The organism is Alcaligenes aquatilis (assembly GCF_003076515.1).
Classification (GTDB): domain Bacteria; phylum Pseudomonadota; class Gammaproteobacteria; order Burkholderiales; family Burkholderiaceae_B; genus Alcaligenes; species Alcaligenes aquatilis.
On the sequence record NZ_CP022390.1, the window covers coordinates 2,197,025 to 2,219,879 of the forward strand.

Genomic DNA, 22,855 nt, shown 5'->3' on the forward strand with positions numbered 1-22,855 from the left:
ACAGCCCCTTTTTCCTGCCTGCCAGATTCACCGAGTGGCCTTCTGGGCAGGGCAACGGCAGACTTGATACCACTAACTTTAACGAACACAGTATTCAGTCCGCCAGCTCTTACCTCGCCCCAAACGCCTCTTCAAAAATACCCACAATCGTCTTCTTATCCGTCTGAATCGGATTAGTCGCTCCACACACATCCTTGAGTGCGTTCTCAGCCAGAACTGAGAAATCTTCCCGCTTCACTCCCAGCTCTTCCAGCGACTTCGGAATCCCCACAATATCGGCCAGCTTTTTAATTGCTGCAATCACATCCAGACCTTTGAGGTCAGGATTGTTGTCCGACAATATCTTACCCAGTTCGTCCAAACGCCCTTTTACCGCTTGCATATTGAAAGCCTGCACATGCGGCAGCAGCAGGGCATTACAAACACCATGCGGCAGGTCGTAGAAACCACCTAACTGGTGAGCCATAGCATGCACATAGCCCAGCGACGCGTTATTGAATGCCATCCCTCCCAAAAACTGGGCATACGCCATCTGTTCACGGGCTTTTTTGTTATGCGGCTCACGCACCGCGATAGGCAAGTATTTAGCAACCAGCTCGACAACTTTCACCGCACAGGCGTCGGTAATGGGAGTGGCAATGGTCGATACATAGGCTTCGACTGCGTGAGTCAGGGCATCCATGCCGGTGGCAGCGGTTAGCGAGGCGGGCATGCCTTCCATCAGTTCTGAGTCATTCACTGACAAGAACGGAGTAATGTGGCGGTCGATGATCGCCATCTTCACGTGACGGGTTTCGTCGGTAATGATGGTAAAGCGTGTCATCTCTGACGCTGTGCCAGCGGTGGTATTAATGGCCAGCAGCGGCAGTTGCGGCTTGGCGGACTTATCGACCCCTTCATAGTCGGCAATCTTGCCACCGTTACTGGCAACCAGGGCCACACCTTTGGCACAGTCGTGGGAGGAGCCGCCGCCCAGGGAGACAATCATATCTGCACCGTGTGCTTTCAGCGCTTCCAAGCCTGCATTGACGTTACCTACAGTGGGATTGGGCTGTACCTGATCAAAAATCGCTGTATCGATACCCTGCGCAATCAGCTTGTCTGCCACCAGTTTAGCCATACCCAATTTGGCCAGATCAGAGTCTGTGATGATCAAGGCCTTTTTGAAGCCCATCCTCCCAACAATCGGCATAGCCTGATCCAAGGCGCCGGGGCCCAGAACATTGTGTGAGGTCATGAAAAACTCAGAGACAGTCATTGTGCGTACTCCTAATTAACGATAGAAGAAGCTCCTTGCCGCTTCAAGGCAATACGCATTGAAAGCGCGCAAGGAAGGGATCCCCCCATATTGCATGGGGGGAGGTCTAACAGCACTACGAATAGATCAAGAGATCAGAAAAAGCCCAGGGCGTTCGGGCTGTAGCTGACCAGCAGGCACTTGGTTTGCTGGTAGTTATTGAGGGCCATCTTGTGGGTTTCGCGGCCGATGCCGGATTGCTTGTAGCCACCGAAAGCAGCGTGAGCAGGATACAGGTGATAGCAGTTGGTCCAGACTCGGCCAGCTTCAACACCACGGCCTACGCGGTAGGCACGCGAGCCGTCGCGGCTCCAGACGCCAGCACCCAGGCCGAACTCGGTATCGTTGGCAATGGCGATAGCTTCTTCTTCGTCCTTGAAGGTGGTCACTGCGGCCACGGGTCCGAAGATTTCTTCCTGGAAGGTACGCATGCTGTTTTTACCCAGCAGCATGGTGGGGCTGATGTAATAGCCATTGTCCAGGCCCTGGCCCAGACGATTACGTTCACCACCGGTCAGGGCTTGTGCGCCCTCCTCACGGCCGATATTGATGTAACCCAAAATGCGCTCCATCTGCTTCTCGGAAACCTGTGCACCCACCATCGTCCCGGCATTGAGTGGATTGCCAGTCTGAATACGTTTGACTCGCTCAACGGCGCGTTCAATAAAGCGTTCGTAGATGGACTCCTGAATCAGAATGCGCGATGGGCATGTGCAGATCTCGCCTTGATTCAGGGCGAACATACTCAAGCCTTCCAGGGCTTTGTCCAGGAAAGCATCATCAGCCTGCATCACGTCTTCAAAGAAGATGTTGGGGCTCTTGCCGCCCAGCTCCACAGTCGCGGGGATCAGGCGATCAGCGGCGGCGTGCAGGATTTCTCGACCTACAGGTGTGGAGCCGGTGAAGGCGATTTTGGCGATACGCTTGGAATTGGCCAAGGCATGGCCGGCTTCTTTCCCGTAGCCGGTGACAACGTTCAGCACACCAGCCGGTAGCAGGTCACCAATGATTTCCATCAGCAGTAGGATGGAAGCGGGGGTTTGCTCGGCGGGTTTCAGGACAATGGGGCAACCGGCCGCCAAGGCCGGTGCCAGTTTCCAGGCAGCCATCAACAGCGGAAAGTTCCAGGGGATGATCTGACCGACGACGCCGATAGGCTCGTGAAAGTGGTAAGCAACCGTGGTGCCATCGATATCCGAGAGACTGCCTTCCTGAGCACGCAGGCAACCGGCAAAGTAGCGGAAATGGTCGACCGCCAAAGGCAAGTCAGCCGCGCGGGTTTCACGGATAGGTTTACCGTTGTCGATGGTTTCTGCCACCGCCAGACGTTCCAGGTTTTGTTCAATACGGTCGGCAATGCGCAGCAAAACAGCGGAGCGCTCGGCAGGCGCAGTATTGGCCCACTGGTGTCGTACCTTGTGCGCGGCATCCAGCGCCAGGTCGATATCGGCGGCACCCGAGCGGGCGACCTGGCAAAACACCTGCCCGGTAACGGGGGAGACGTTATCGAAATACTCACCCTCGACCGGCGGCACCCAACGTCCACCAATGTAGTTGTCGTAACGGGACTTGAAGGGAAATTCCAGATCCAGGCCCATGGATTTGAGATCGGACAGATTCATGATGTCTCCTTATTGATTTAGTTCGGTGTCACCAGACGTACACCGCAGGGAAAGGTTAGGGGTGCCTTTATCCTGATTTAACTAAAGCAAATAACGTGCCAAACTAGCTAGCGATTGTCCCGACTCGATCCTAAGCCCGCCCGCCTCCATAATGGAACAACCTCCAGTCGCAGGCTGCGACAGCGACTGTCGCAAAAAGTGAGCACTGTCGCAGGATGCGACACCCCTCCCGGAGCACATTCATGACTTCTCTACACGCGTTTTGCCCGCAAACCAACGAAACCATGTGGCGTCAATCCTGGGAGCGCTGCCAAACGATGGAGTCAGACTTAAGTGCAGAGCCCAGAGACATGAGCCAAGGTGCGCTGCGACAGTTGCTGGAACAGCAGCATCACTTATTGCATCACTCTTCGGCAGCCGTACAGGATCTGGCCGCGCTGGTGCATCCGCATCGCAGTCTGGTTTTATTGTGCGACGCCCAAGGCACGGTGTTACAACAAGCGGGCGATCCGCATTTTCTGCAACGGGCCGAGCAGGTTGCCTTGCGTGCGGGTGTAAGCTGGGCCGAGAACCATCGCGGCACCAATGCCATAGGCACCGCCCTGTTCTGCGCACAGCCCATCAAGATTCACGGCAGTCAGCACTATTTGCCTGACAACCGGATTCTAAGCTGCCACGCCGCCCCCATTTATGACCCTTATGGTCAGATTATTGGGGTGCTGGATATTTCCGGGCCTTCAGAGCTGGAGCATCACTACGCCCTGGATTTGGCGCAGTTGTACGCCCGCCAGATCAGCCGCCAAATGCTGGAGTCGCTGTGCACGCCATCCCGCCGCCTGCTGCATCTACATACCGACCCTGGCCTGCTCAATAGCGCTTTCAGTGGTCGACTGGTTCTGGAAGACGACATGATTGTGGCCGCCGATGAGCTGGCCGCCCGCATGTTGCGCCAGGACTGGCAGGAGCTGCCCGGCCAGGATTTACGTTCGGTACTGGAGCAGGCGAAAAGCACAAGTCAGCCTGTAACGCTACACCTGAGCACGGCAACTAAAGCCCCGGCCTCCGCCCGCGCGGTACACGTTCAAACGGAGACAGCGGACACAACTCAGTTGTCTCCCCAGCAGGAAAAGGCGCTGGAACCAGCGTTGCGGGCCATGCAAATGGGCTTGTCCATCTTGCTAAGTGGCCCCAGTGGCTCCGGCAAGGAGCGTATGGCACGAGAACTACATCGCCGCCGCCAGTCGCAGTCCGGCCCTTTTGTGGCAATTAACTGCGCCGCCCTGCCCGAAACCCTGATTGAAGCCGAGCTGTTTGGCTATGAAGCCGGTGCATTTACCGGTGCGCGTCGTCAGGGTTATGCCGGCAAATTGCGTCAAGCACACGGCGGTGTGCTGTTTCTGGATGAAATTGGTGATATGCCGGTCGCTTTGCAAAGCCGTCTGCTGCGGGTTCTGCAAGAACGCGAAGTTCAGGCACTGGGTTCGGAGCGCACACACCGTCTAGACTTCCAGTTGATCAGTGCCAGCCATCAGCCGCTGGAAAAACTGGTACGTGATGGCCGCTTCCGTGCTGACTTGTACTTCCGGCTGCAAGACTATGTCTGCACAGTCCCCAGTCTTAGAGAGCGCAACGATCTGGGCGATTATATTTCCAGAGAGCTGGCCGTTCTGGCACAAGGCCAGATGGCACCCCAGCTCCATCCCGACGCCTTGCAAACACTGCAGAACTACGACTGGCCGGGTAATTATCGCCAGCTGCGATCGGTACTGCTGCAAATCATTGTGCAAGATTCTCCTGGGCGTCTGTGGTTGGCTCAGGATCTGCCTGCCCTGCCATGTTTACATGTCGAGCATCCGCTGCTGGCTCAAGAGCCAGACGCCCCAGCAGCCCGAAATATCACGAAAACAAGCCCCCCTGCCGTCCCCAAGCCACAAACCCTGAAGGAACAGGAATACGCCGCTGTGCAGCAGGCTTTGGAACAACATCAGGGAAATATTTCACAAGCGGCGCGCGCCTTGGGGCTGCATCGCAGCACCTTGCATCGCAGACTGAAAGAAATGTCGCCGCTCATTACTGCAGGCGGTCATCATCCAGAAAGTCAGGAATCGGCATGGCAATAATGCCGTCGTCGGCCAGTTCCTGATACTCCTGCGCCGTGGCCTGACCGCGGATGGCACGCGGTTCAATATCGCCTTCGTGCATACGGCGTGCTTCCTGGGCAAACTGGGTGCCCACATTATCCGACTTGCGTATCACCGAGCGTAGCTCCTGCAAGAGCTGGCCTTGAATCACCCGCATTTGCTCTTCGGTGGGCATGGTTGAGGGCAAAGGCGGCGGAACGGGAGCAGAGTCAGAAGCGGTGCTGCTTTCTTGCGCACCCACATTGATACGTGGAGCCGACAGTTTGCGTTTGACCTCATGGCTGTTGCAGACGGGGCAACACAACAGCCCACGACTGATCTGCTCATCGTAACTTTCGCGTGAGCTAAACCAACCCTCGAACACATGGCCGTGTTCACACTCAAGATCAAAAACCTTCAAGCTCATAATGTGTATATCAATGGGCGAATAAACCGCCATATTGTGACATGGAAGTGGCGAACCAATTATGGCAAGTACGGCATGCGCGGCTTAACGGGGCACAGCGGCCAGCAGACGCTGCGTCAACTCTTCCTGTGGATGGAACAGAACCTGCTGCGCACTGCCCTGCTCTACGATACACCCCTTGGCCATAATAGCAATTCGATCGGCTAGATACTCCACAACCCCGAAATTATGGGTAATGAACAAATAAGCTAACCCCAGCTCCATTTGCAATTCACGCATCAAATCCAGAATCTGCGCCTGCACGGACACGTCCAGGGCCGAGGTCGGTTCATCGCAAATCAGAACGGCAGGTTCAACCGCCAAGGCGCGCGCAATCGCAATGCGCTGGCGTTGTCCACCAGAGAACTCATGCGCGTAACGATCCAGGGCGTTCTTGGGTAGGCCGACTTGCTCCACCAACGTTTCAATTCGTTTGCGACGCGCCTTGGCATCCAGCTCGGGGCGCAAGGCAGTCAGGCCTTCCAAGAGAATATCGCCCACCATCATGCGCGGGTCCAACGATCCATATGGGTCCTGAAAAATAATCTGCAGACGTGAGCGCAATTGCCGCAAGGCCTTGCCTTTTACTTGCAGAATATTCTGCCCCTGCATGTGCACCTGACCACTGATCTGCGCCTGGTGATCCAGCAAACGCATCAAGGTACGTGCAACCGTGCTTTTACCGCAACCCGATTCACCAACCAAAGCCAGGGTTTCGCCTTTGTGCAGTTGCAGACTCAAGTCTTTGACCACGGGGATTACGGGCAAGCGTCGCCACCAGGAACCGGCCTGTTTGTAGGACACAGACAGGTTCTGAATATCCAGAACCAGCTCTTTGCCGCTACTGCGCGGCGCTACGGCTTCAATAGGCGCAATGGCGCGGGACAAGGGCCGCCCACGTTTTTCAAAAGTGGGAATGGCATCGAGCAATTCACGAGCATACGGATGGCTGGGACGCAGAAAGAACTGGCTGGCCAACCCGGCTTCCACAATTTGCCCGTGCCGCATCAAGGCCACATAGTCGGCGTATTGCTTCACCAGCAGCAAGTCGTGCGTAATCAGCAAAATAGCCAGGCCCATCTCTTTCTGTATATCGGCCAGCAACTGCAAAATCTGTGCCTGAACCGTCACATCCAGCGCAGTAGTTGGCTCATCGGCCACCAGCAAATCGGGCTCTGCCGCCAAGGCAATCGCAATCATGATGCGTTGCTTCTGGCCACCGGAAAACTGGAACGGAAAATCATCGTAGCGCTGGGCAGCACCGGGGATGCCGACACGCTCCAGCCATTGGATAGCCCTTGCCCTTTCCTGCCCCGCAGGAGCTACAGCATGACGACGAATCACCTCGCTGATCTGCCGGCCAATGGACATGACCGGATTCAGGCTGGTGGACGGCTCCTGAAAAATCACACTGATGCGTTTGCCGCGCACATCCTGCATGTGTTGCTCAGGCAAAGGCGGCAACTCCAGTCCATCCAAGGCAATGTGACCGGACTGCATCCAGGCAGCTTCCGGCAAGAGACGCAGGATCGCCATCGCTGTCATGCTTTTGCCGCAGCCGGACTCCCCCACCAAGGCAAAGGTTTCACCACGCTGCACAGCCAAAGACAGATTGCGTACCACGCTTTGCACACCGGCATCAGACTGCACGCGCAGTTCCAAGCCCTCGATATTGAGCACGGCAGGCGTTGTAGAGGGCTTCACGGCGCAGTCGTTCTCAAGCTCACTCATACTTTGGCTCCTCCTGGGCGACGGACTCGCAACGTCTTGAATCGGCGGGTACGAGGATCAAAAGCCGTTTGCACCGCATCGGCAAAAATGTTCGCGGACAGAACCAGCCCCAGCATCATCACAAAAGCCCCGGCCAAACCCCACCAGATAATCGGGTCGCGGGACAGTTCGCTGCGGGCGGCATCAATCATGCGTCCAAAGGAAGGCATGCTGGGGTCCACGCCTATGCCCAGATAGGACAGCACCGCCTCGTACAGCACCAGACCGGAGAACTCCAGAATCAGAGTGATCAGCACAATGTGCATCACATTGGGCAGGAGGTGACGAAACATGATGCGCAAATGGCCTACGCCAAAAGCCTGAGCGGCCTGCACATAGTCCAGCTCGCGCAGTTTCAACACCTCGGCACGCAGCAGGCGGCACAGGCCCGCCCAGCCGGTCAGGCCCAGAATCAGACACAACATGAACAAACGCAGGTCGGCACGGGCAGCCACGGTGTCGAAGCTATCGGGATGGGTGTCGATATAAACTTGCATCATCAACACGCAGGCGGCAATCAACAAGACGCCGGGAATGGAGGTCAGCGTGGTGTAAATGTATTGAATGACATCATCGACCCAGCCCCGGAAGTATCCGGCGGCCAAGCCCAGGATAATGGCAGGCGGCAACATGGCAAAGGTGGTCAAGGTGCCAATCACCAACGCGGTACGCACGCTTTTCAAGGCTTGCCAGATGATGTCGTTACCTGTGCGGTCCGTACCCAGCACGTAGTAATTCGTGCTCAGGCTCAGAACCAGACACAGCAGTATCACCAGTGCGCAAGCGCTGAACCAGACAAGCCGCCAATTCACCAAACCCTGCCCCTGCCACCAATAACACCATGCCGCCCCCCAGCCTGCTTCCATCGATTGCTTGCGCCCCCAAAGCGTCAACAAGAAAGCCAGCACCACACTGGCCAGCAGCCCCCAAGACAGGCCTTTCAGACTGAGTCGGAGAAGGTCCTGTCGGTGCTCCTGAGGCGTGTCCATCCCAACCCCGGCATTGACCAGGCGCGGGAAGTCGCGCACGGGCTTGCCGTCAATCAACATGCTTTCCTTGGTCAACTGAAAGCGGGCCAAGGGAGCCGAATACGTCTTTTCAACTTTTGTCAGACCCGCCGCTTTCAAAACATCATCCAGTGCCGAACGAGCTACAGGCGCATAACTGGGTGTGCTGGCCTCCTGCCCCGGGGCCGCTGGCAAAAGCGGCCGATAGTGAATGGAGTCCAGCAGACCAAGCAGCAGAAAAAAGACCAGAAAAACAGCGGCACACATGGCCGATGGCGTACGTGCCACACTGGCCCAGGCCGAGCGCAAGGCGGGACGCTTGACGACACGCCAGGTATAGACCGCCATGGCCAGAAACAGTGCCAGCACAAAGGTATCGGTCCAGAGAAAGACGAACTGTGGCATGGCGGGCTCAGTTGAAACGAATGCGGGGATCGACCAGGGTGTAGGAGATATCAGCCAGAATCAAACCGGCGATATAAAGCATCGATCCTAAAAACACCATGGCACGCACAATGGAAAAGTCCTGGGCATTGATGGCATCAATGGTGAAACTACCCAGACCCGGAATACCAAAAAAAGACTCGGAAATCAGACTACCCATGAACAACAAAGGCAAGGCCGATACGGTGCCCGTCAAAATGGGCAATAGCGCATTGGGCAACACGTGACGGAACAAAACTGTAGATTCGGTCAAGCCCTTGGAGCGCGCCGTACGAACATAGTCACGGCTGGCCTCCTCCAGGAACAGGCTGCGATAAAAACGCGATTCCGCCCCGATGCGTGACAAAATTCCCACCAGTACCGGCAAGACCAAAAAGCGCCAGTTATCCATCCCTTGCACCCAGCCCGAGAACGGCACCCAACGGAGCACCCGCGCAAACAGCCACTGCCCGGCAATGATGTAGAACAGCCCCGAAATGGACATCAGTACTACGCACAGCACGACGGCTGAAAAGTCCAGTCGGGTTCCCCGGAAAAACACCATCAGCAAGGCAAAGCTGATGCACACCCATAAACCTAAAAAGAAGGTGGGCAGGGCCAAGGCCAGACTGGGGCCCATGCGCTGTTTGATCTGATAGGCAATATCCTGCCCTTGATCCGACAAGCCAAAGTCCAGGCGCAGCAAGGGAACCGAGCGTTCGTAGAAGATCGTGTCGGTCAACGCTTTGCTGCCCTCGGCTTGAGCGTTATAAAACAGCGGCTTGTTATATCCGCGCTCTGCCTTCCAGTTTTCAATCGCCGTCTGGCTGACGCGCTGCCCGCCAATGGACAAACGGGCCATATCATCGGGCGTATTCACGGCAAAAAACAGCACAAAGGTCAGCAGATTGACCCCGATCAGAATCAGCACGCCATACAGAATGCGCCGCAGCATATAGGAAAACATCAGTCTTTCTCCTTGCGCAAAGCCACACGGCGACGACGCGCCTGAGCCTGCGAGCGCACCACCCACGCCAGAATCAAAGCCAGCAAGCCCAATGGAATAGCAGGCCACCAGACGGGGCGATTCCAAAGGTCAATGCGCTCGACGCGCTGTTCAGGGTCGATACGGTAATACTGGATGCTGTCGCGCACCATCATGGACGGCTTGGCATTGCGTACCCAGCTTTGGTATGCACCGCCCGCATTGGGGACATAGCCAAACATCCAGGGAGCATCGTGCTGAACCAAATGAATCATCTGCTGCACCACCGCCTGCTTGTCCGGGCCGTCATTCAAAAAACGCATTTGCTCGTACAGACGATCAAACTCTGCACTTTGATAATTGGCAGCGTTTTCACCCCCAAAATCTTTCTTGGCTTGAGGGCCGTACAACAAGGTGAAAAAGTTTTCGGCATCCGGGTAGTCGGCTACCCAACCCCACAGGAATATCTGCGCCGCGCCACGCTTCATCTTGTCCTGAAAACGGTTGTAGTCGGTGGCACGTACTTCCAATTGCAGGCCCACTTGGGCTAATTGACGGCGCATCCAATCCACCGTGGCATCCGAACCCATCCCCATCATGGAGTCGTAATACAGGATCAAGGGCTTACCGGTTCGACTGTCCCGTCCATCGGGATAACCGGCCTGCCGCAACAAATCACGGGCTTCGTCCAGGCTGCGGCGTTTCACCACACCATTGTCCCTGGTGTAGACATAAGGGTTGGCGCCCTGGGGCAAGGGCTGATAACCCGGCACGCCCGGCGGCAAGGGGCCATGCGCGGCTTGCCCTTGGTCATTCATGAAAATGGAGACGTACTGCTCCCAGTCGAACACAATGCTGATAGCCAAACGCAGCTTGCGGTTTTTCTCGAACTGCTCGGGTGTGTCGCCCTGGCCGACCACTGGGTCGTGCCAGTTAAAGCCCATATAAAACAATTGCGCTTCGGGAGCCGTACGCAATTGCAAACCGCGCTCCTGATACAGATTGGCTTTGTCGACGGAATCCTGTGCCGCTACGGTCATGGCCACGCCATACTCGCCCCGCTCCACCTGCGGAATGTCGTAATAACCTTGCAGGAACTTGCCCATCAAAGGTACGCCCTCTTTTTCCAAAGAGAACACCACTTTGTCCAGGAAAGGCATGGGTTTACCACAATCTTCCAGCAAACCGGCTGCTTGATCACCCGGCTCGCCCACGCACGGGTAGGGCTCACCCCGGTAATTGGGGTTGCGGCTCAACACATGGCGGCGGTTGGTCAGGGACTCCGTCAGCATGAATGGGCCCGTACCCACCGGCCAACTATCCAGCGTCAGGTTGTGCTGTGCCATGCGTGGCTGGCTATAGAAACGCTCGGCCTCCCAAGCCATAGGAGCAGTAAAAGTCATGGCTAGCCAGTACTTGAACTGCGGATACTTGCCATTGACCTCAATACGCAGCGTGTGTTTGTCCAGGGCGCGCACACCCGGCAAGGTAAAGGGGCGCAAATCCAGCCATTGAGGACGCGGCTCCTGCTTGTCAATACGGGCCAGTTCTTCACTGAACTCCTTGAAGCCCCGGATATGCTCGGCCATCACCCCCAAGGCAGGCGAGGCCAAACGCGGACTGGCCAGACGCTTGAAGGCATAAACGTAATCGTGAGCCGTCAGCTCTCGCGAGCCGGTATGGGCAAAGTCGGCAATGCTAAAGGCGTCACTCAAATCCGGCGCCCGCATGGGGTAGTAACGGAACTCACCCTGCTCATCCAAGGCAAAGGCCGGATGTGGCTGAAAGCGAATGCCTTGCTTGATCGGAATGTCGTAACGGCTGATGGCCACCTGCTCACCCGGCGCATCGGCTGGCAGACGATGACCTTGCGCGTCCAGATACACCGGGTCTACCAGCTCGGCCGCCGTCTTGGGGATCAGGCGATACGGCCGATCCAGATAGTGGTAGCCGTACAGCGGCTCGTAAATCGAATAGGTAAATGGGGTCTCGTCACCGGAATAGGACAAAGCCGGATCCAGGTGATTGGGAGAACGAGTCGTGAATGCGCTGTACAGCGTGTTTTCCGCTGCGCTTTCTTCGTGATAAGGGCTGTTCACGGGCTTGGAGCAGGCTGCCAATCCGACACACAACAGGGCCAGCCCGCCCCACCGCCAAGGGCTTAACATTGCCCTTGCCGCCAGCAGTCATAGCGCCATTTCCATGGCGGCACAGGATTGGGTTCGGACCAGATGCCAACGCGGTCCTCTTTGGCTTCGCGCTCCAGCCCGTCAATGCGCGGGTCACGCAGGAAGCGGCCACGCTTTTCCCGGTTCGCCATTGCCATACCGGCACGCACCAGTTTCTGATTAGCGGTTTCACCATCGGCCAAGGGCACATCGCATACCGCACGACCATGGCGATCGCTCTCATAGCAAGACAGGGTCAATTGCTTGCCGGACACTAAATCCGACAAGAAGCGTCGCGAGGCCACCGCAAAGGGCTGGCCAGGGCGACGGCTGTCTTTCGTGGTTTCAGGGGCATCAATACTGGCCAGGCGCACACGCACCTGCTTGTTATTGCTGGGCAGAATTGTCAGCGTATCGCCATCCGCCACCCGCACCACGCGCCCAGTCAACTCGAAGTTTTGAGCCTGAACAGGCAAGGCCCAGACAGCCATCACAGCCGCCATGCCAGCACAAACGGCTGTGCGCCGAGTCAAAGAAGAAAAGCCGGACAGGGAAAACACAGTCATGATGCGGACAACACTCCAGGCGAGTAGCAGAAACTAGGCTAACAAATTATAGATACTGCGCACCGCCTGTCCAGAGCAATGTCCCTAGTAGGCAGGCCCGCGTCAAGACGCTTGCAGGCGGGGCCAGCTGCGGTGCAAATACCAGCAAGCCTGCTCCACGCCCTCCACCCCGAATACGGCAGCGGGCCCTTGTTGTAAACGATGAGTCGTGAACAAGTCTGCGACGGCATCGGGTGCTACTTGGCGCATCAAGCAGGATTGATACAGGGTAAGCAGTTTTTGCGTCCAGACACGGCCGCCAGCCTGGGAGACTGCGCTCAACACCTCCTGCGCCGCCTGCCCCAGTTCCGCATCATCCCCCGTGCGGGCACGCAAGTCCGCCTGCAAGGCCTCCCATACGCCTTCCTGACTCAAGGCGCGCTGCACATCCAGGCACATCACATTGCCTGAGCCTTCCCAAATGGAATTGACGGGAGCCTCGCGCAACAAGCGCGGCATGGGGCCATCCTCGATATAACCGTTGCCGCCCCAGGTTTCCATGGCTTCGGCACACAGGGCGATGGCCCGACGGCATACCCAGAACTTGGCGGCTGGAGCCAGGACACGCAACACGGACTGCGCGACAGGATCGTTGGCCCGCTCTTGCAGGTCCACCAGAAACAGGGCCAGATGGGTGGCGGCTTCGCTTTCCAGACTCATATCCAGCAGTACCGCCTGCATCATGGGCTGATCGATCAATTGTTTACCAAAGCAGCGTCGATGCTGGCAGTAGTGCAAAGATTGCACCAACGCCTGGCGCATCAGGGCCGCACTGCCCAGCACGCAATCAATACGGGTACGAGCTGCCATTGCGGCCAACAAAGCAATACCACGACCGGCCTGGCCCACACGCCAGGCCAGAGCGCCATCAAAATCAATCTCGGCACTGGCATTGGAACGATTACCCAACTTATCTTTCAGCCTGCGTATATAGCGGCGATTCAAACCGTCTTCGGTATAGCGCGGTATCAGGAAGCAGGAGAACTGCTCGTGCTCACGGGCCAGCACCAGATGTCCGTCCGCTTGTGGCACAGATAAAAACCATTTATGGCCATAAACACGAAAAGCCTGCCCATCGGGGTGCGCTTCGGTGGTGCAACCACGCAGATCAGAGCCGCCCTGCCTTTCTGTCATGCCCATGCCCAGCAGCACACTGCTCTTTTCTACCATCTGTTGGCTGGACGAATCGTACTGATTGATATCCAGCTTGGCCGCCCACTCCTGAAACGGGTCAGACTGCAATAAAGGCGCAGCGGCGCGCGTCATGGTCAAGGGACACAGAGTGCCCGCCTCGATCTGACCATGCAGGTAAAAACCCATGGCCCGTAGCAGGTGCTGGCCGGGCTGGGGCTGATGAGGCCAGATATGCAAACCCTGCTCCATGCCCAGGCTCAGCAAATGATGCCAGGCGGGATGAAAATCCACTTGATCAATTCGCTGCCCTTGAGCAGACCAACCTCGCCATTGCGGCGGCTGCCGATTGGCCAAGGCTCCTTGCTCACGCCAATAGGCAGAGCCCAGTTTCTGACCGTAGTCGGCCAGACTTTGCCGGGCCTCTTGGCAGGCCAATTGAGATTGCCAATGTTGTAGGGCCGGATCCTCGCCAAACAGATCATCATCCATCAAATCCGGCACCTGATTCTGTAACTGCTGTTCCAGAGCCATCTCGCCTCCTTGATTTCGGCCTTGTCGCTCTTTGCTTCAGGCTAGAGCCATTTGGCCTTTTTGAATTTCCAGTACAAAAATCCGCACACGCTGCCCATCAAGCCCAAGGCCAGGGGGTAACCCAGCGTCCACTCCAGTTCCGGCATGTACTTGAAGTTCATGCCATAAATCCCCGCCACGGCAGTTGGCACGGCCAGGATAGCGGCCCAAGCGGCCAGCTTGCGGGTGGTATCGGTTTGCTGCATCTGCCCGATCATCAACCCGCCTTCAAAGGCAAAAGCCAGGGCTTGTCGCTGACTATTAATAAACTCAGCCGTGCGCGCAATACGGTCTGAAACCTCAGCAAAATAGGCCCTGCTTTCCGCATCAACATATTCAAGTTCGATACGCGACAAGCGACGCGTCAATTCGGCCAGCGGCGACACTGCCGTATGGACACGCAGCAAGTCGCGCCGTAAGCGATAAATACGCCGTACATCGTTTTCCTTGAAACCTCGAATCAGGAATTGCTGCTCAATGGCTTCTACGGCTTTTTCGGTTTGCTCCAACGAAGTCTGATACTGGTCCACAATCAAGTCCAGCAGCTCCGAGGCCACAAAGTCGCTGCCCCGCGCCAGCAAAGCGGGCGTACTTTCCAGGCGGGCGCGCAAGGGCAGGTAATTGCTGTTGGAACCACGGCGCACCGTCAGCAACAAACCGTGGGCAATCAAAATCTGTGTCGTACCCAACAGCGGGCGCAAATCCTTCAGGCCCAGCGTCACCGCAACCACAATCAGGCAATTACTGAACTCCAGCAGCTTGGGACGGCGATGAGGAGCAATCAATTCTTCAACAGCATTGTCTGGCAGACCCAGTTGCGCCCCCACCTCGCGCAAGGTGGCCTCACTGGGGTCTTTCAAGCCAATCCAGATAAAACCATCCTGCAAGGGGTCATGCGCAGCAAGGTGATGAATATCCAAAACCTGAGCTGGCTGGCCAGACTGATAGCGATACGCGGCCACCACAACATCTTGTTCCTCTGGTGGGACCGGAGCTATTTCTTGCATGCTGTCTCCTTACAGACAAAGCCCGTTTTTTTGTTCGATAATAGCACTGGCCTGCCTGCGCGCTGCGACGGCAGCGACTTGCAAGGAAAGACATGAAATCACGATCCATCCTGTGCCTGGGCACACTGATTCTGGCTCTGGGCGTCGGCCTGGGCGCGTTTGGTGCACACGCCTTGCGTGCCATGGTTGACGCATCGGCCCTGGCGACCTGGCATACCGCCGTGCTGTATCAATTACTACATGGCCTGGGCCTGCTGCTGATTGCCGCGTTAGGCTCGCAGCTAAATACAGCCTGGCAATCCCGCAGCGCCATTCTGATGCTGGCTGGCGTGCTGATTTTTAGCGGCAGCTTGTACATTCTGGTGCTCAGCGGCGTGAAATGGCTGGGGGCCATTACCCCTCTTGGCGGGGTGGCCATGATCCTGGCCTGGCTCTTTCTGGCAATAGCCGCCTGGCGTGGCAAGGACACCTGACCCCAGAGCCTACGCCTTCGTATAATGGGGCGCATAGTGTGCTTAACAGGAGCGCCCCGTGTCTGATTCCGCTTTTTCTTTACGCGAATTTACCCGCCAACTGCCCAAGGCTGAACTGCACCTTCATATTGAAGGCACGCTGGAACCGGACTTGATTTTCAAGCTGGCCCAGCGCAATCACATTACGCTGCCCTATCCCGATCAGGCCAGCCTGCAAGCCGCCTATCAGTTCACCGATCTACAGTCCTTTCTGGACCTGTATTACGCAGGGGCCGGCGTCCTGATCACCGAGCAGGATTTCTTTGACATGACTTGGGCCTACTTTCTACGCGCCCAGGCCGATGGCATTGTCCATACGGAAATCATGTTTGACCCGCAAACACACACCGCACGCGGCATTGCCATGGAAACCGTGTTTGCCGGAATTGCCCGCGCCGCCCGCCAGGCCAAGTCCGAGCTGGGTATCAGTAGCTATCTGATCTTGAGTTTCCTGCGTCACCTGAGCCAAGCCGATGCTTTTGCCACGTTGGACGCCGCCCTGCCCTTACGTAATCAGTATTCCGACCTATGGATTGCGATTGGCCTGGACTCCTCGGAAAAAGGCAACCCGCCCGCCAAATTCGAGAAGGTCTATGCCCGTTGCCGAGATCTGGGTTTCCGGCTGGTCGCCCATGCCGGTGAAGAAGGCCCGGCCAGCTATGTCCGCGATGCCCTGCAACTGCTGAACGTGGAACGCATCGATCATGGCGTCCGCAGCCAGGACGACCCGGCCCTGATGCAATACTTGGCCGACCACGCCATTTCCTTGACAGTCTGTCCCCTGTCCAACATCAAGCTCAAGGTTTTTGACAGCCTGCACCAGCACAACTTGAAGCACTTGCTGGATCGCGGCCTGAATGTCTGCGTGAACTCGGACGACCCGGCCTATTTTGGCGGCTACCTACTGGACAACTATATGCAAAGCGCCCAGGCCCTGAATCTGCAGCAGGCTGATTTGCGTACCCTGGCAGCCAATAGCCTGCGCTCCTCCTTTTTACCCAAGGAGCAAAAACAGACCTGGTTAAACAAGCTGGAGCAGATTCCCGGCAATGACTAAGTCCGCGCTGCATCTGCCAAGAGCCTTCTTTGCCCGCGATCCACGTTACGTCGCCCTAGAATTGCTGGGCAAAACCCTGGTTTTGAATGACGAACGCGGCAGGCGCTGTGCCACCATTGTGGAAACCGAGGCTTATTTGGGCCCTCAAGATCAGGCTGCCCACAGCCGGCGCGGCATTACCGAGCGCACACGGCTGATGTTTGGCCCGGCTGGCTATGCGTACGTGTATTTGATTTATGGCCTGCACCACTGCATGAATATCGTCAGTGGCATGCCGGGCGACGGCACAGCCGTCCTGCTGCGGGCAGCGCAATGGACCTGGCCCCAGGATGGCCCTTCCCTGTCTGGCCCGGGGCGTCTGTGCAAAGGACTGGGCATCGACAAGGCCTATAACGGTGCCGATGCGTGCGCCCCTACCTTGCATCTACTGGACGCTCCTGCTCTGCCGCCAGAGCAAATCCTGATCGGCCCACGTATTGGCGTGGACTATGCAGGAACCTGGGCCAAGGCCCCCCTGCGCTACTCGATTGCCCGGCATCCGCAGGTATCGGTCAAGCCGGGCAAAACCACCACAAAACGCAGTGTCAAAGGCCTTAAACGCCCAGCGTAGAACAGGTATTATTAATTCTTCACGCTGAATGCGTATCAGCTGCTTTTAAGGATTTCCCATGCGACTTTCCGTACTACTTAGCGTCCTTCCCGCCGTTTTGCTGGCAGCTTGCACGGCCACGGGTAATAGCGCACAAACAAGCTCGACCTCTTCGTTCAGCGACGCCCCTGTTGGCCTGTGCAATGCGGACGCCTTGAGCCCTGCTGGCCAGACCGCCAGCCAAAGCCAGGTCGAGCGCCTTGTTAAACAAGCCGGTGCTGCGAAAGCTCGCGTACTGGCCCCAGACCGCATGTACACCACCGACTACGACCCAAGCCGCCTGAACATCCGCGTAGACGAACAAAACAACATTATTTCTGTTTACTGCGGCTGATCCCCAATGACTCACGACCAAAGCCAACATTTGCTGGACACGCTGTTCGCCCCCTGGGTGCAAGCCCTGAAGCTGCGCGTAGAAAACCTGAGCGAAGACGGCGTTGTATTGCGCCTGCCTTTCTCGGATCAACTGACACACGTGGCCGGCGTGGTTTGCGGTCAGGTCTATATGGCTGCGGCCGATACCGCCATGGTGCTGGCCGTCAGCCAAAGCCTGGGCGAGTTTCGCCCCATGACCACGGTTTCGCTGAACACCAGTTTTGTACGCCCGGTCAGCCAAGGGGATGTGCTGGTTCACGCCCAAGTACTGAAACGTGGCAAAAGCATGGTCTTTGGTGATATCAAGCTGCTGGACGATCAAGGCAAGCTGGTGGCTCACGCCACCACCACCTACGCCCTGTTACCAGGCTGACTTTGCCCGGAACTGCCGCTTGCTTAGCAAGACAGACTCTGACACAAAACAGTGCGCCCAACGGTTTGTCAGAGCAGGCTTTGCCCGACTATCATCGTCATAGCACATGTGTCCCAGCCTAGCCTTGGGGCCGTTACCCCGCCCGATTCCTTGTTGATCGCTTTACTGGAGAAGTTCAAATGGCAAAAGTCCTGGTTCTCTATTACTCCGCCTATGGCCACGTAGAAAAAATGGCTCAAGCGGTAGCCGAAGGTGCACAAAGCGCTGGCGCGACGGTGGACATCAAGCGTGTCCCCGAACTGGTCCCGGAAGCGGTGGCCCAAAAAGCGAATTTCAAGCTGGATCAAGACGCTCCGGTCGCCACCATTGCCGACCTGGAAAACTACGACGCCATTATTGTGGGCACCGGCACCCGTTTCGGACGCATCAGCTCGCAAATGGCCAGTTTTCTGGATCAGGCCGGTGGTCTGTGGGCGCGTGGCGCACTCAATGGCAAGGTAGGCGGTGCCTTTACCTCTACCGCCACCCAACACGGTGGGCAGGAGCTGACGCTGCTGTCCATTATTCATAACCTGATGCACTTTGGCATGATCGTGGTGGGCCTGCCCTACAGCTTTGCAGGCCAGACCCTGATCAATGAAGTCACTGGCGGCAGCCCTTACGGTGCCTCCACCATTGCCGGTGGCGATGGTTCGCGTCAGCCCAGCCAGAACGAACTGGACGGCGCGCGCTACCAGGGCCGCCATATCGCTGAAATTGCAATCAAGCTGAAAGGCTAAAACGGAGTACACAGATGGGCATGATGATAGATGGACAATGGCACAGCAACGAGCCTGTCAGCAGCACTCAGTCCGATACCTTTCAACGTGCCCAATCTGCCTTCCGGGACTGGATTACGGCCGATGGCGGCCCCGGCCCGGAAGGCCAGGCAGCGCAGCCTGCCCAGGCCAACCGCTATCACCTGTATGTTTCGCTGGCCTGCCCCTGGGCACATCGCACCTTGATCATGCGCGAACTAAAGGGGCTGCAAAAGCTGATTTCGGTCTCGGTGGTAAACCCGATCATGGACAATCAAGGCTGGACCTTTGAACCGGCCGATGGCGTGGTTCCGGACCCAGTCATGGATGCTCAATTCCTGCATCAGCTCTATGCCAAGGCAGACCCACAATTTACCGGGCGCGTTACCGTCCCCGTGCTGTGGGACAAGCAGCGCGGCACGATCATCAATAATGAGTCGGCCGAGATCATGCGTATTTTCAATAGCGCATTCGATACCTTGGGGGCGCGCAGTCTGGATATGGCACCTGCCGAGCTGCTGGGTGAAATCGACCAGATCAATGCCCATGTATATGACACCGTCAATAACGGAGTCTACAAAGCAGGTTTTGCCCGCTCACAAGCGGCCTACGACACCGCGGTTCACGCCCTGTTTGACAGCCTGGATGGACTGGAAGCCCGCCTGAGCCAGCAACGCTATCTGGTCGGTACGCAACTGACCGAGGCTGACTGGCGACTGTTTACCACCTTGATTCGCTTTGATCCCGTTTATGTCGGCCACTTCAAATGTAATCTGCGCCGTCTGATTGATTATCCGAATCTATGGAATTACATGCTGGAGCTGTACCAAATGCCCGGCGTGGCCAGCACGTTCAACCTGGATCACATCAAGATCCACTACTACCGCAGCCATCATCAACTGAACCCGAGCGGTATCGTGCCGGCTGGCCCGGTGCTGGACCTGAACGGGCCCCACGGACGCGGTCATTTGCCGGTCCAGCCAGGGCCCTTGCATATCGGTCTTCAGTAACCGGGACGATCAAAAATATCGGGATTGAGCAAGATGGAGCGGTCTACCTGATTGATATCGGTACGACCGCAAAAAGCCATGGATACATCCAGCTCATTGGCCATCAGTTTCAGTAGGCGAGCCACCCCCGCCTGACCTGCTGCACCCAAGGCATACAGGAAAGCACGGCCAATCATGGCGCCTTGGGCACCCAGGGCTCGGGCGCGCAACACATCCTGACCACTGCGGATTCCCCCATCGACCAGCACCTCAATCTTGTCGCCCACCGCCTTGCTGATCGCAGGCAGGCAGGAAATTGATGACGGTGCGCCATCCAACTGACGGCCACCGTGATTGGACACGATCAAGGCATCGGCGCCGCTATCGACGGCGTAACGGGCATCGTCCGCATCCATAATGCCTTTCACAATCAGCTTTCCGCCCCAGGCATTCTTGATCCACTCAATGTCTTTCCAGTTCAAGGTCGGGTCGAACTGCTCGGCAGTCCAGGTCGACAAGGAGCGCAGATCCGACACGCCCTTGGCGTGACCGACGATATTGCCAAAGCTGCGACGGTGCGTACGCAACATATTGCGGCACCAATAAGGCTTGGTCGCCAGATTCAGCAAATTAGGAATGGTCAGACGCGGGGGTGTGGTCAGGCCATTTTTGATGTCCTTGTGACGCTGGCCCAGCACTTGCAAGTCCAAGGTCAACACCAAAGCCGAGCAATTGGCGGCTTTGGCACGCGCGATCAGGTTCTCAATAAAGCTGCGATCACGCATCACATAAAGCTGAAACCAGAACGGGGCGCGGGTCGCCTGAGCCACATCTTCCAGCGAGCACACGCTCATGGTGGACAGGGTGAAAGGAATGCCAAAATCCCGTGCGGCCAAGGCTGCCAGCATTTCGCCATCAGCATGCTGCATACCCGTCAGACCAGTGGGAGAAATTGCCACGGGCATGGCCACATCCTGACCCAAGAGCTTGGTCTTAAGGCTGCGATGGTCAATATCTACCGCCACGCGCTGTTTGAATTTCAGTTTGTGAAAATCCTGCTCGTTCGCATGATACGTTCCCTGCGTCCAGGAGCCGGAATCAGCGTAGTCATAAAACATCTTGGGCACGCGGCGTTTAGCCGCCAGGCGGAAATCTTCAGTGCAGGTAATTTTCGACAGATCCATGACATTGGGCTCCAAAACAATGGCGTAATAATGCGGCTTTGTTTCCTGTGGGACAAGTCATCCGAAGCAGACTGTTCGAAGTTTCTTCCTTCTCTATTTTTCTGCGTGAGCCCAATCATGAACGTGACCAGTCCCGGGCAGGGCTACAAGCCTTGCGCCTGGCGGCTTTCCAGCGTTTCCCTATACCGAGAAATCCAAAAAGAGACTATTTTGCTAAAAAGAACAGATATTTTGGTGACAAGTCAAAATGGTCGTGCTATAGTTTTACTTCTTTAGCGGCTGTAGCTCAGTTGGATAGAGTACTTGGCTACGAACCAAGGGGTCGTGGGTTCGAATCCTGCCAGCCGCGCCATATTCAGTAAAAAAGCCATTTCTTCGGAAATGGCTTTTTTGCTTTCTACTCGGATATCAGGCGGCAAAAAGTTTCTCTACACGGCCGAACGGCACTCATGCCTGCACCCACAACAACAACAACAACAACAACAACAACAACACGAGCAGGATTGAACAAAAAAATGAGCACTACCGTTCCTGGCTTTATATAGCCAGGAACGGCTCCTTCACAGCCTTATCGTCTTTCTGACAACGCAATACCCGCAGCATCCCCAAACCCGTCGTGCACCCATGCCGTTACGGGAACGGCATAGCTCCATCCACCCGCTTTCCACCAGCATTCTGCAAACCACGCTTTGGTGGTATTGGCGGCAATACTCAGGCCGTCAAACGCTCCAGCGAGGAGATAGTCCTCGTCAAAGGCATCCGCAGCTTAAAAACACTACACAGTGTCAGGTTAAATTCGCCTCACCTTGCGTCACAACCCCGCCAACACCTTATTTTCTGGTCTTTTCAGAAAAATTTTGCCTTTATTTCAAGAAAAACGCTTTTTAGGCTTGTCATCCAGATAAATAATCTGCTATAGTTTCACTTCTTTAGCGGCTGTAGCTCAGTTGGATAGAGTACTTGGCTACGAACCAAGGGGTCGTGAGTTCGAATCTTGCCAGCCGCGCCATATTCACGTTGGTTTCTTTACTGAAATTAACGACCAGAGTTAGAACTCGTGGGATAAAACCCAATGGATGAGACTCTGAAAAGATCAGCCCTGATGACATTGTCATCAGGGCTTTTTCTTTGCCTCCCGCTTTCTTTTCTCCCCCCACTACTCACCCACCAACAGATCAAATCCCTGTCACCGAAAACCGGGCACAATATCTATTGCACTTACTTGCCCCCCAAGGGCCTGAATCGTACAGGGCCAAGCGGTGTAAAGTAGCGACTTCCGCCAGATAGGACCTCCCCGCCCCTGCCAGCCCACACAATCTGCGCGGACCTCTTCTTATTCGACAGGATTGACCATGTTTGAGCGCACAAAACTTCTTTTGCCTTTAGCGGCCCTCCTTCTGGCCAGCACCAATAGCTACGCCCGGGACAGCAGCCCTGCCATTCAACTGGCCCAAATGGGCGGAGCCATGCATGCTGCCGCCGAAGTGTGCGGTGACTACAGCCAGGCCCAGCTTGATGAGATGAAAAAACAGCAGAAATCCTCCATTCAAAGCATGGGGCTCAATGACGAGGACTTTGACAAAGCTTTTGAGCAAGGTGTGGACCGGGGTCGTCAGGATCTACAGAAAGCCACAGCCGAACAACGCCAGCAAATGTGCGAGCAGTTGCGCTCCGGCCCCAAGTTCTGAGCTCACCCTACCCAACAAGAAAGCGCTCTGGCCCGCAAGGAACCAGAGCGCTTTTTT

20 protein-coding genes and 2 tRNA genes are annotated in these 22,855 nt (G+C 56.4%); 11 read left to right on the forward strand and 11 right to left on the reverse strand.

The annotated features are described in order from the left end of the window. Positions 1–109 precede the first annotated feature (109 nt). Together CA948_RS10065 and exaC are read right to left on the reverse strand one after the other, a co-directional pair. Entirely contained in the window at positions 110–1,258 is a 1,149-nt protein-coding gene (locus tag CA948_RS10065) for an iron-containing alcohol dehydrogenase (protein ID WP_094195935.1), read from the reverse strand. Positions 1,259–1,392: 134 nt separating this feature from the next. After that, positions 1,393–2,919 carry an acetaldehyde dehydrogenase ExaC gene (gene exaC / locus CA948_RS10070; RefSeq protein ID WP_094195934.1) on the reverse strand — a complete coding sequence of 509 codons (1,527 nt, stop codon included), beginning with the start codon at positions 2,917–2,919 and terminating at the stop codon, positions 1,393–1,395. 242 nt (positions 2,920–3,161) lie between these two features. Here exaC and CA948_RS10075 point away from each other — a divergent pair, with 242 nt between their 5' ends. Next, positions 3,162–5,039 carry a sigma-54-dependent Fis family transcriptional regulator gene (locus CA948_RS10075; protein ID WP_238988582.1) on the forward strand — a complete coding sequence of 626 codons (1,878 nt, stop codon included), beginning with the start codon at positions 3,162–3,164 and terminating at the stop codon, positions 5,037–5,039. Here the strand turns inward: CA948_RS10075 and CA948_RS10080 are convergent. From CA948_RS10080 to CA948_RS10115, 8 genes are all read right to left on the reverse strand, one after another. After that, a complete protein-coding gene (locus CA948_RS10080) occupies positions 4,990–5,466 on the reverse strand; it encodes a DUF1178 family protein (protein ID WP_108727927.1) in 477 nt (158 codons plus the stop codon). The genes CA948_RS10075 and CA948_RS10080 overlap by 50 nt on opposite strands. A gap of 84 nt (positions 5,467–5,550) precedes the next feature. Further along, positions 5,551–7,236, reverse strand: a complete 1,686-nt coding sequence (locus tag CA948_RS10085) for an ABC transporter ATP-binding protein (protein ID WP_108727928.1) — start codon at positions 7,234–7,236, stop codon at positions 5,551–5,553. Further along, a complete protein-coding gene (locus CA948_RS10090; protein ID WP_108727929.1) occupies positions 7,233–8,687 on the reverse strand; it encodes an ABC transporter permease in 1,455 nt (484 codons plus the stop codon). The genes CA948_RS10085 and CA948_RS10090 overlap by 4 nt, the downstream gene beginning before the upstream one ends. 7 nt (positions 8,688–8,694) lie before the next feature. Further along, a complete protein-coding gene (locus CA948_RS10095; protein ID WP_094195929.1) occupies positions 8,695–9,672 on the reverse strand; it encodes an ABC transporter permease in 978 nt (325 codons plus the stop codon). Then, entirely contained in the window at positions 9,672–11,858 is a 2,187-nt protein-coding gene (locus CA948_RS10100; protein WP_108727930.1) for an ABC transporter substrate-binding protein, read from the reverse strand. The genes CA948_RS10095 and CA948_RS10100 overlap by 1 nt, the downstream gene beginning before the upstream one ends. Next, positions 11,852–12,424, reverse strand: a complete 573-nt coding sequence (locus CA948_RS10105; RefSeq protein ID WP_234354385.1) for a thermonuclease family protein — start codon at positions 12,422–12,424, stop codon at positions 11,852–11,854. The genes CA948_RS10100 and CA948_RS10105 overlap by 7 nt, the downstream gene beginning before the upstream one ends. 102 nt (positions 12,425–12,526) lie before the next feature. Continuing rightward, positions 12,527–14,128 (reverse strand): acyl-CoA dehydrogenase family protein, encoded by a 1,602-nt coding sequence (locus tag CA948_RS10110; protein ID WP_108727931.1) that lies wholly within the window; start codon positions 14,126–14,128, stop codon positions 12,527–12,529. A 41-nt stretch (positions 14,129–14,169) separates the two neighbouring features. Then, positions 14,170–15,174, reverse strand: coding sequence for a magnesium and cobalt transport protein CorA (locus CA948_RS10115; protein WP_108727932.1), 1,005 nt, complete (start codon positions 15,172–15,174; stop codon positions 14,170–14,172). 92 nt (positions 15,175–15,266) lie between these two features. On the opposite strand from CA948_RS10115, the gene CA948_RS10120 reads away from it, so the two are divergent. The 7 genes from CA948_RS10120 to CA948_RS10150 all read left to right on the forward strand — a co-directional run bounded on the left by CA948_RS10120 (position 15,267) and on the right by CA948_RS10150 (position 19,947). Then, a complete protein-coding gene (locus tag CA948_RS10120; RefSeq protein WP_108727933.1) occupies positions 15,267–15,647 on the forward strand; it encodes a DUF423 domain-containing protein in 381 nt (126 codons plus the stop codon). Between the two features lie 58 nt (positions 15,648–15,705). Next, positions 15,706–16,743: an adenosine deaminase gene (locus tag CA948_RS10125; protein WP_108727934.1), complete on the forward strand. Its 1,038-nt coding sequence runs from the start codon at positions 15,706–15,708 to the stop codon at positions 16,741–16,743. Beyond that, entirely contained in the window at positions 16,736–17,353 is a 618-nt protein-coding gene (locus CA948_RS10130; RefSeq protein ID WP_108727935.1) for a DNA-3-methyladenine glycosylase, read from the forward strand. Before CA948_RS10125 ends, CA948_RS10130 begins: the two co-directional genes overlap by 8 nt. Positions 17,354–17,411: 58 nt before the next feature. Next, complete coding sequence (locus tag CA948_RS10135) at positions 17,412–17,726, forward strand: I78 family peptidase inhibitor (protein WP_094195922.1); 315 nt, start codon at positions 17,412–17,414, stop codon at positions 17,724–17,726. A gap of 6 nt (positions 17,727–17,732) precedes the next feature. Continuing rightward, a complete protein-coding gene (locus CA948_RS10140; protein ID WP_108727936.1) occupies positions 17,733–18,140 on the forward strand; it encodes a PaaI family thioesterase in 408 nt (135 codons plus the stop codon). 179 nt (positions 18,141–18,319) lie between these two features. Then, positions 18,320–18,919 (forward strand): NAD(P)H:quinone oxidoreductase, encoded by a 600-nt coding sequence (gene wrbA / locus CA948_RS10145; RefSeq protein ID WP_094195920.1) that lies wholly within the window; start codon positions 18,320–18,322, stop codon positions 18,917–18,919. Between the two features lie 14 nt (positions 18,920–18,933). Then, a complete protein-coding gene (locus CA948_RS10150; RefSeq protein WP_108727937.1) occupies positions 18,934–19,947 on the forward strand; it encodes a glutathione S-transferase family protein in 1,014 nt (337 codons plus the stop codon). On the opposite strand, the gene CA948_RS10155 is transcribed toward CA948_RS10150, so the two are convergent. Next, on the reverse strand, positions 19,941–21,110 hold the full coding sequence (locus CA948_RS10155) for an alpha-hydroxy acid oxidase (RefSeq protein ID WP_094195918.1): 1,170 nt from the start codon (positions 21,108–21,110) through the stop codon (positions 19,941–19,943). The genes CA948_RS10150 and CA948_RS10155 overlap by 7 nt on opposite strands. 275 nt (positions 21,111–21,385) lie before the next feature. On the opposite strand from CA948_RS10155, the gene CA948_RS10160 reads away from it, so the two are divergent. From CA948_RS10160 to CA948_RS10175, 3 genes are all read left to right on the forward strand, one after another. Then, positions 21,386–21,462: transfer RNA gene (locus CA948_RS10160), tRNA-Arg, on the forward strand. Positions 21,463–22,042: 580 nt separating this feature from the next. Next, a tRNA-Arg gene (locus CA948_RS10170) sits at positions 22,043–22,119 on the forward strand. Positions 22,120–22,462: 343 nt separating this feature from the next. Further along, positions 22,463–22,798, forward strand: coding sequence for a hypothetical protein (locus CA948_RS10175; RefSeq protein ID WP_108727938.1), 336 nt, complete (start codon positions 22,463–22,465; stop codon positions 22,796–22,798). The last annotated feature ends 57 nt before the right edge of the window (positions 22,799–22,855 follow it).

What these genes read in the sequence shown, in the direction of transcription:
- CA948_RS10155 (WP_094195918.1), bottom strand. Translation starts at nt 21,110, where the DNA reads ATGGATCTGTCGAAAATTACCTGCACTGAAGATTTCCGCCTGGCGGCT.
- CA948_RS10065 (WP_094195935.1), bottom strand. Translation starts at nt 1,258, where the DNA reads ATGACTGTCTCTGAGTTTTTCATGACCTCACACAATGTTCTGGGCCCC.
- CA948_RS10130 (WP_108727935.1), top strand. Translation starts at nt 16,736, where the DNA reads ATGACTAAGTCCGCGCTGCATCTGCCAAGAGCCTTCTTTGCCCGCGAT.
- CA948_RS10100 (WP_108727930.1), bottom strand. Translation starts at nt 11,858, where the DNA reads ATGTTAAGCCCTTGGCGGTGGGGCGGGCTGGCCCTGTTGTGTGTCGGA.
- CA948_RS10080 (WP_108727927.1), bottom strand. Translation starts at nt 5,466, where the DNA reads ATGAGCTTGAAGGTTTTTGATCTTGAGTGTGAACACGGCCATGTGTTC.
- CA948_RS10175 (WP_108727938.1), top strand. Translation starts at nt 22,463, where the DNA reads ATGTTTGAGCGCACAAAACTTCTTTTGCCTTTAGCGGCCCTCCTTCTG.
- CA948_RS10105 (WP_234354385.1), bottom strand. Translation starts at nt 12,424, where the DNA reads ATGACTGTGTTTTCCCTGTCCGGCTTTTCTTCTTTGACTCGGCGCACA.
- exaC (WP_094195934.1), bottom strand. Translation starts at nt 2,919, where the DNA reads ATGAATCTGTCCGATCTCAAATCCATGGGCCTGGATCTGGAATTTCCC.
- CA948_RS10120 (WP_108727933.1), top strand. Translation starts at nt 15,267, where the DNA reads ATGAAATCACGATCCATCCTGTGCCTGGGCACACTGATTCTGGCTCTG.
- CA948_RS10090 (WP_108727929.1), bottom strand. Translation starts at nt 8,687, where the DNA reads ATGCCACAGTTCGTCTTTCTCTGGACCGATACCTTTGTGCTGGCACTG.
- CA948_RS10075 (WP_238988582.1), top strand. Translation starts at nt 3,162, where the DNA reads ATGACTTCTCTACACGCGTTTTGCCCGCAAACCAACGAAACCATGTGG.
- CA948_RS10095 (WP_094195929.1), bottom strand. Translation starts at nt 9,672, where the DNA reads ATGTTTTCCTATATGCTGCGGCGCATTCTGTATGGCGTGCTGATTCTG.
- CA948_RS10135 (WP_094195922.1), top strand. Translation starts at nt 17,412, where the DNA reads ATGCGACTTTCCGTACTACTTAGCGTCCTTCCCGCCGTTTTGCTGGCA.
- CA948_RS10085 (WP_108727928.1), bottom strand. Translation starts at nt 7,236, where the DNA reads ATGAGTGAGCTTGAGAACGACTGCGCCGTGAAGCCCTCTACAACGCCT.
- CA948_RS10110 (WP_108727931.1), bottom strand. Translation starts at nt 14,128, where the DNA reads ATGGCTCTGGAACAGCAGTTACAGAATCAGGTGCCGGATTTGATGGAT.
- wrbA (WP_094195920.1), top strand. Translation starts at nt 18,320, where the DNA reads ATGGCAAAAGTCCTGGTTCTCTATTACTCCGCCTATGGCCACGTAGAA.
- CA948_RS10115 (WP_108727932.1), bottom strand. Translation starts at nt 15,174, where the DNA reads ATGCAAGAAATAGCTCCGGTCCCACCAGAGGAACAAGATGTTGTGGTG.
- CA948_RS10150 (WP_108727937.1), top strand. Translation starts at nt 18,934, where the DNA reads ATGGGCATGATGATAGATGGACAATGGCACAGCAACGAGCCTGTCAGC.
- CA948_RS10140 (WP_108727936.1), top strand. Translation starts at nt 17,733, where the DNA reads ATGACTCACGACCAAAGCCAACATTTGCTGGACACGCTGTTCGCCCCC.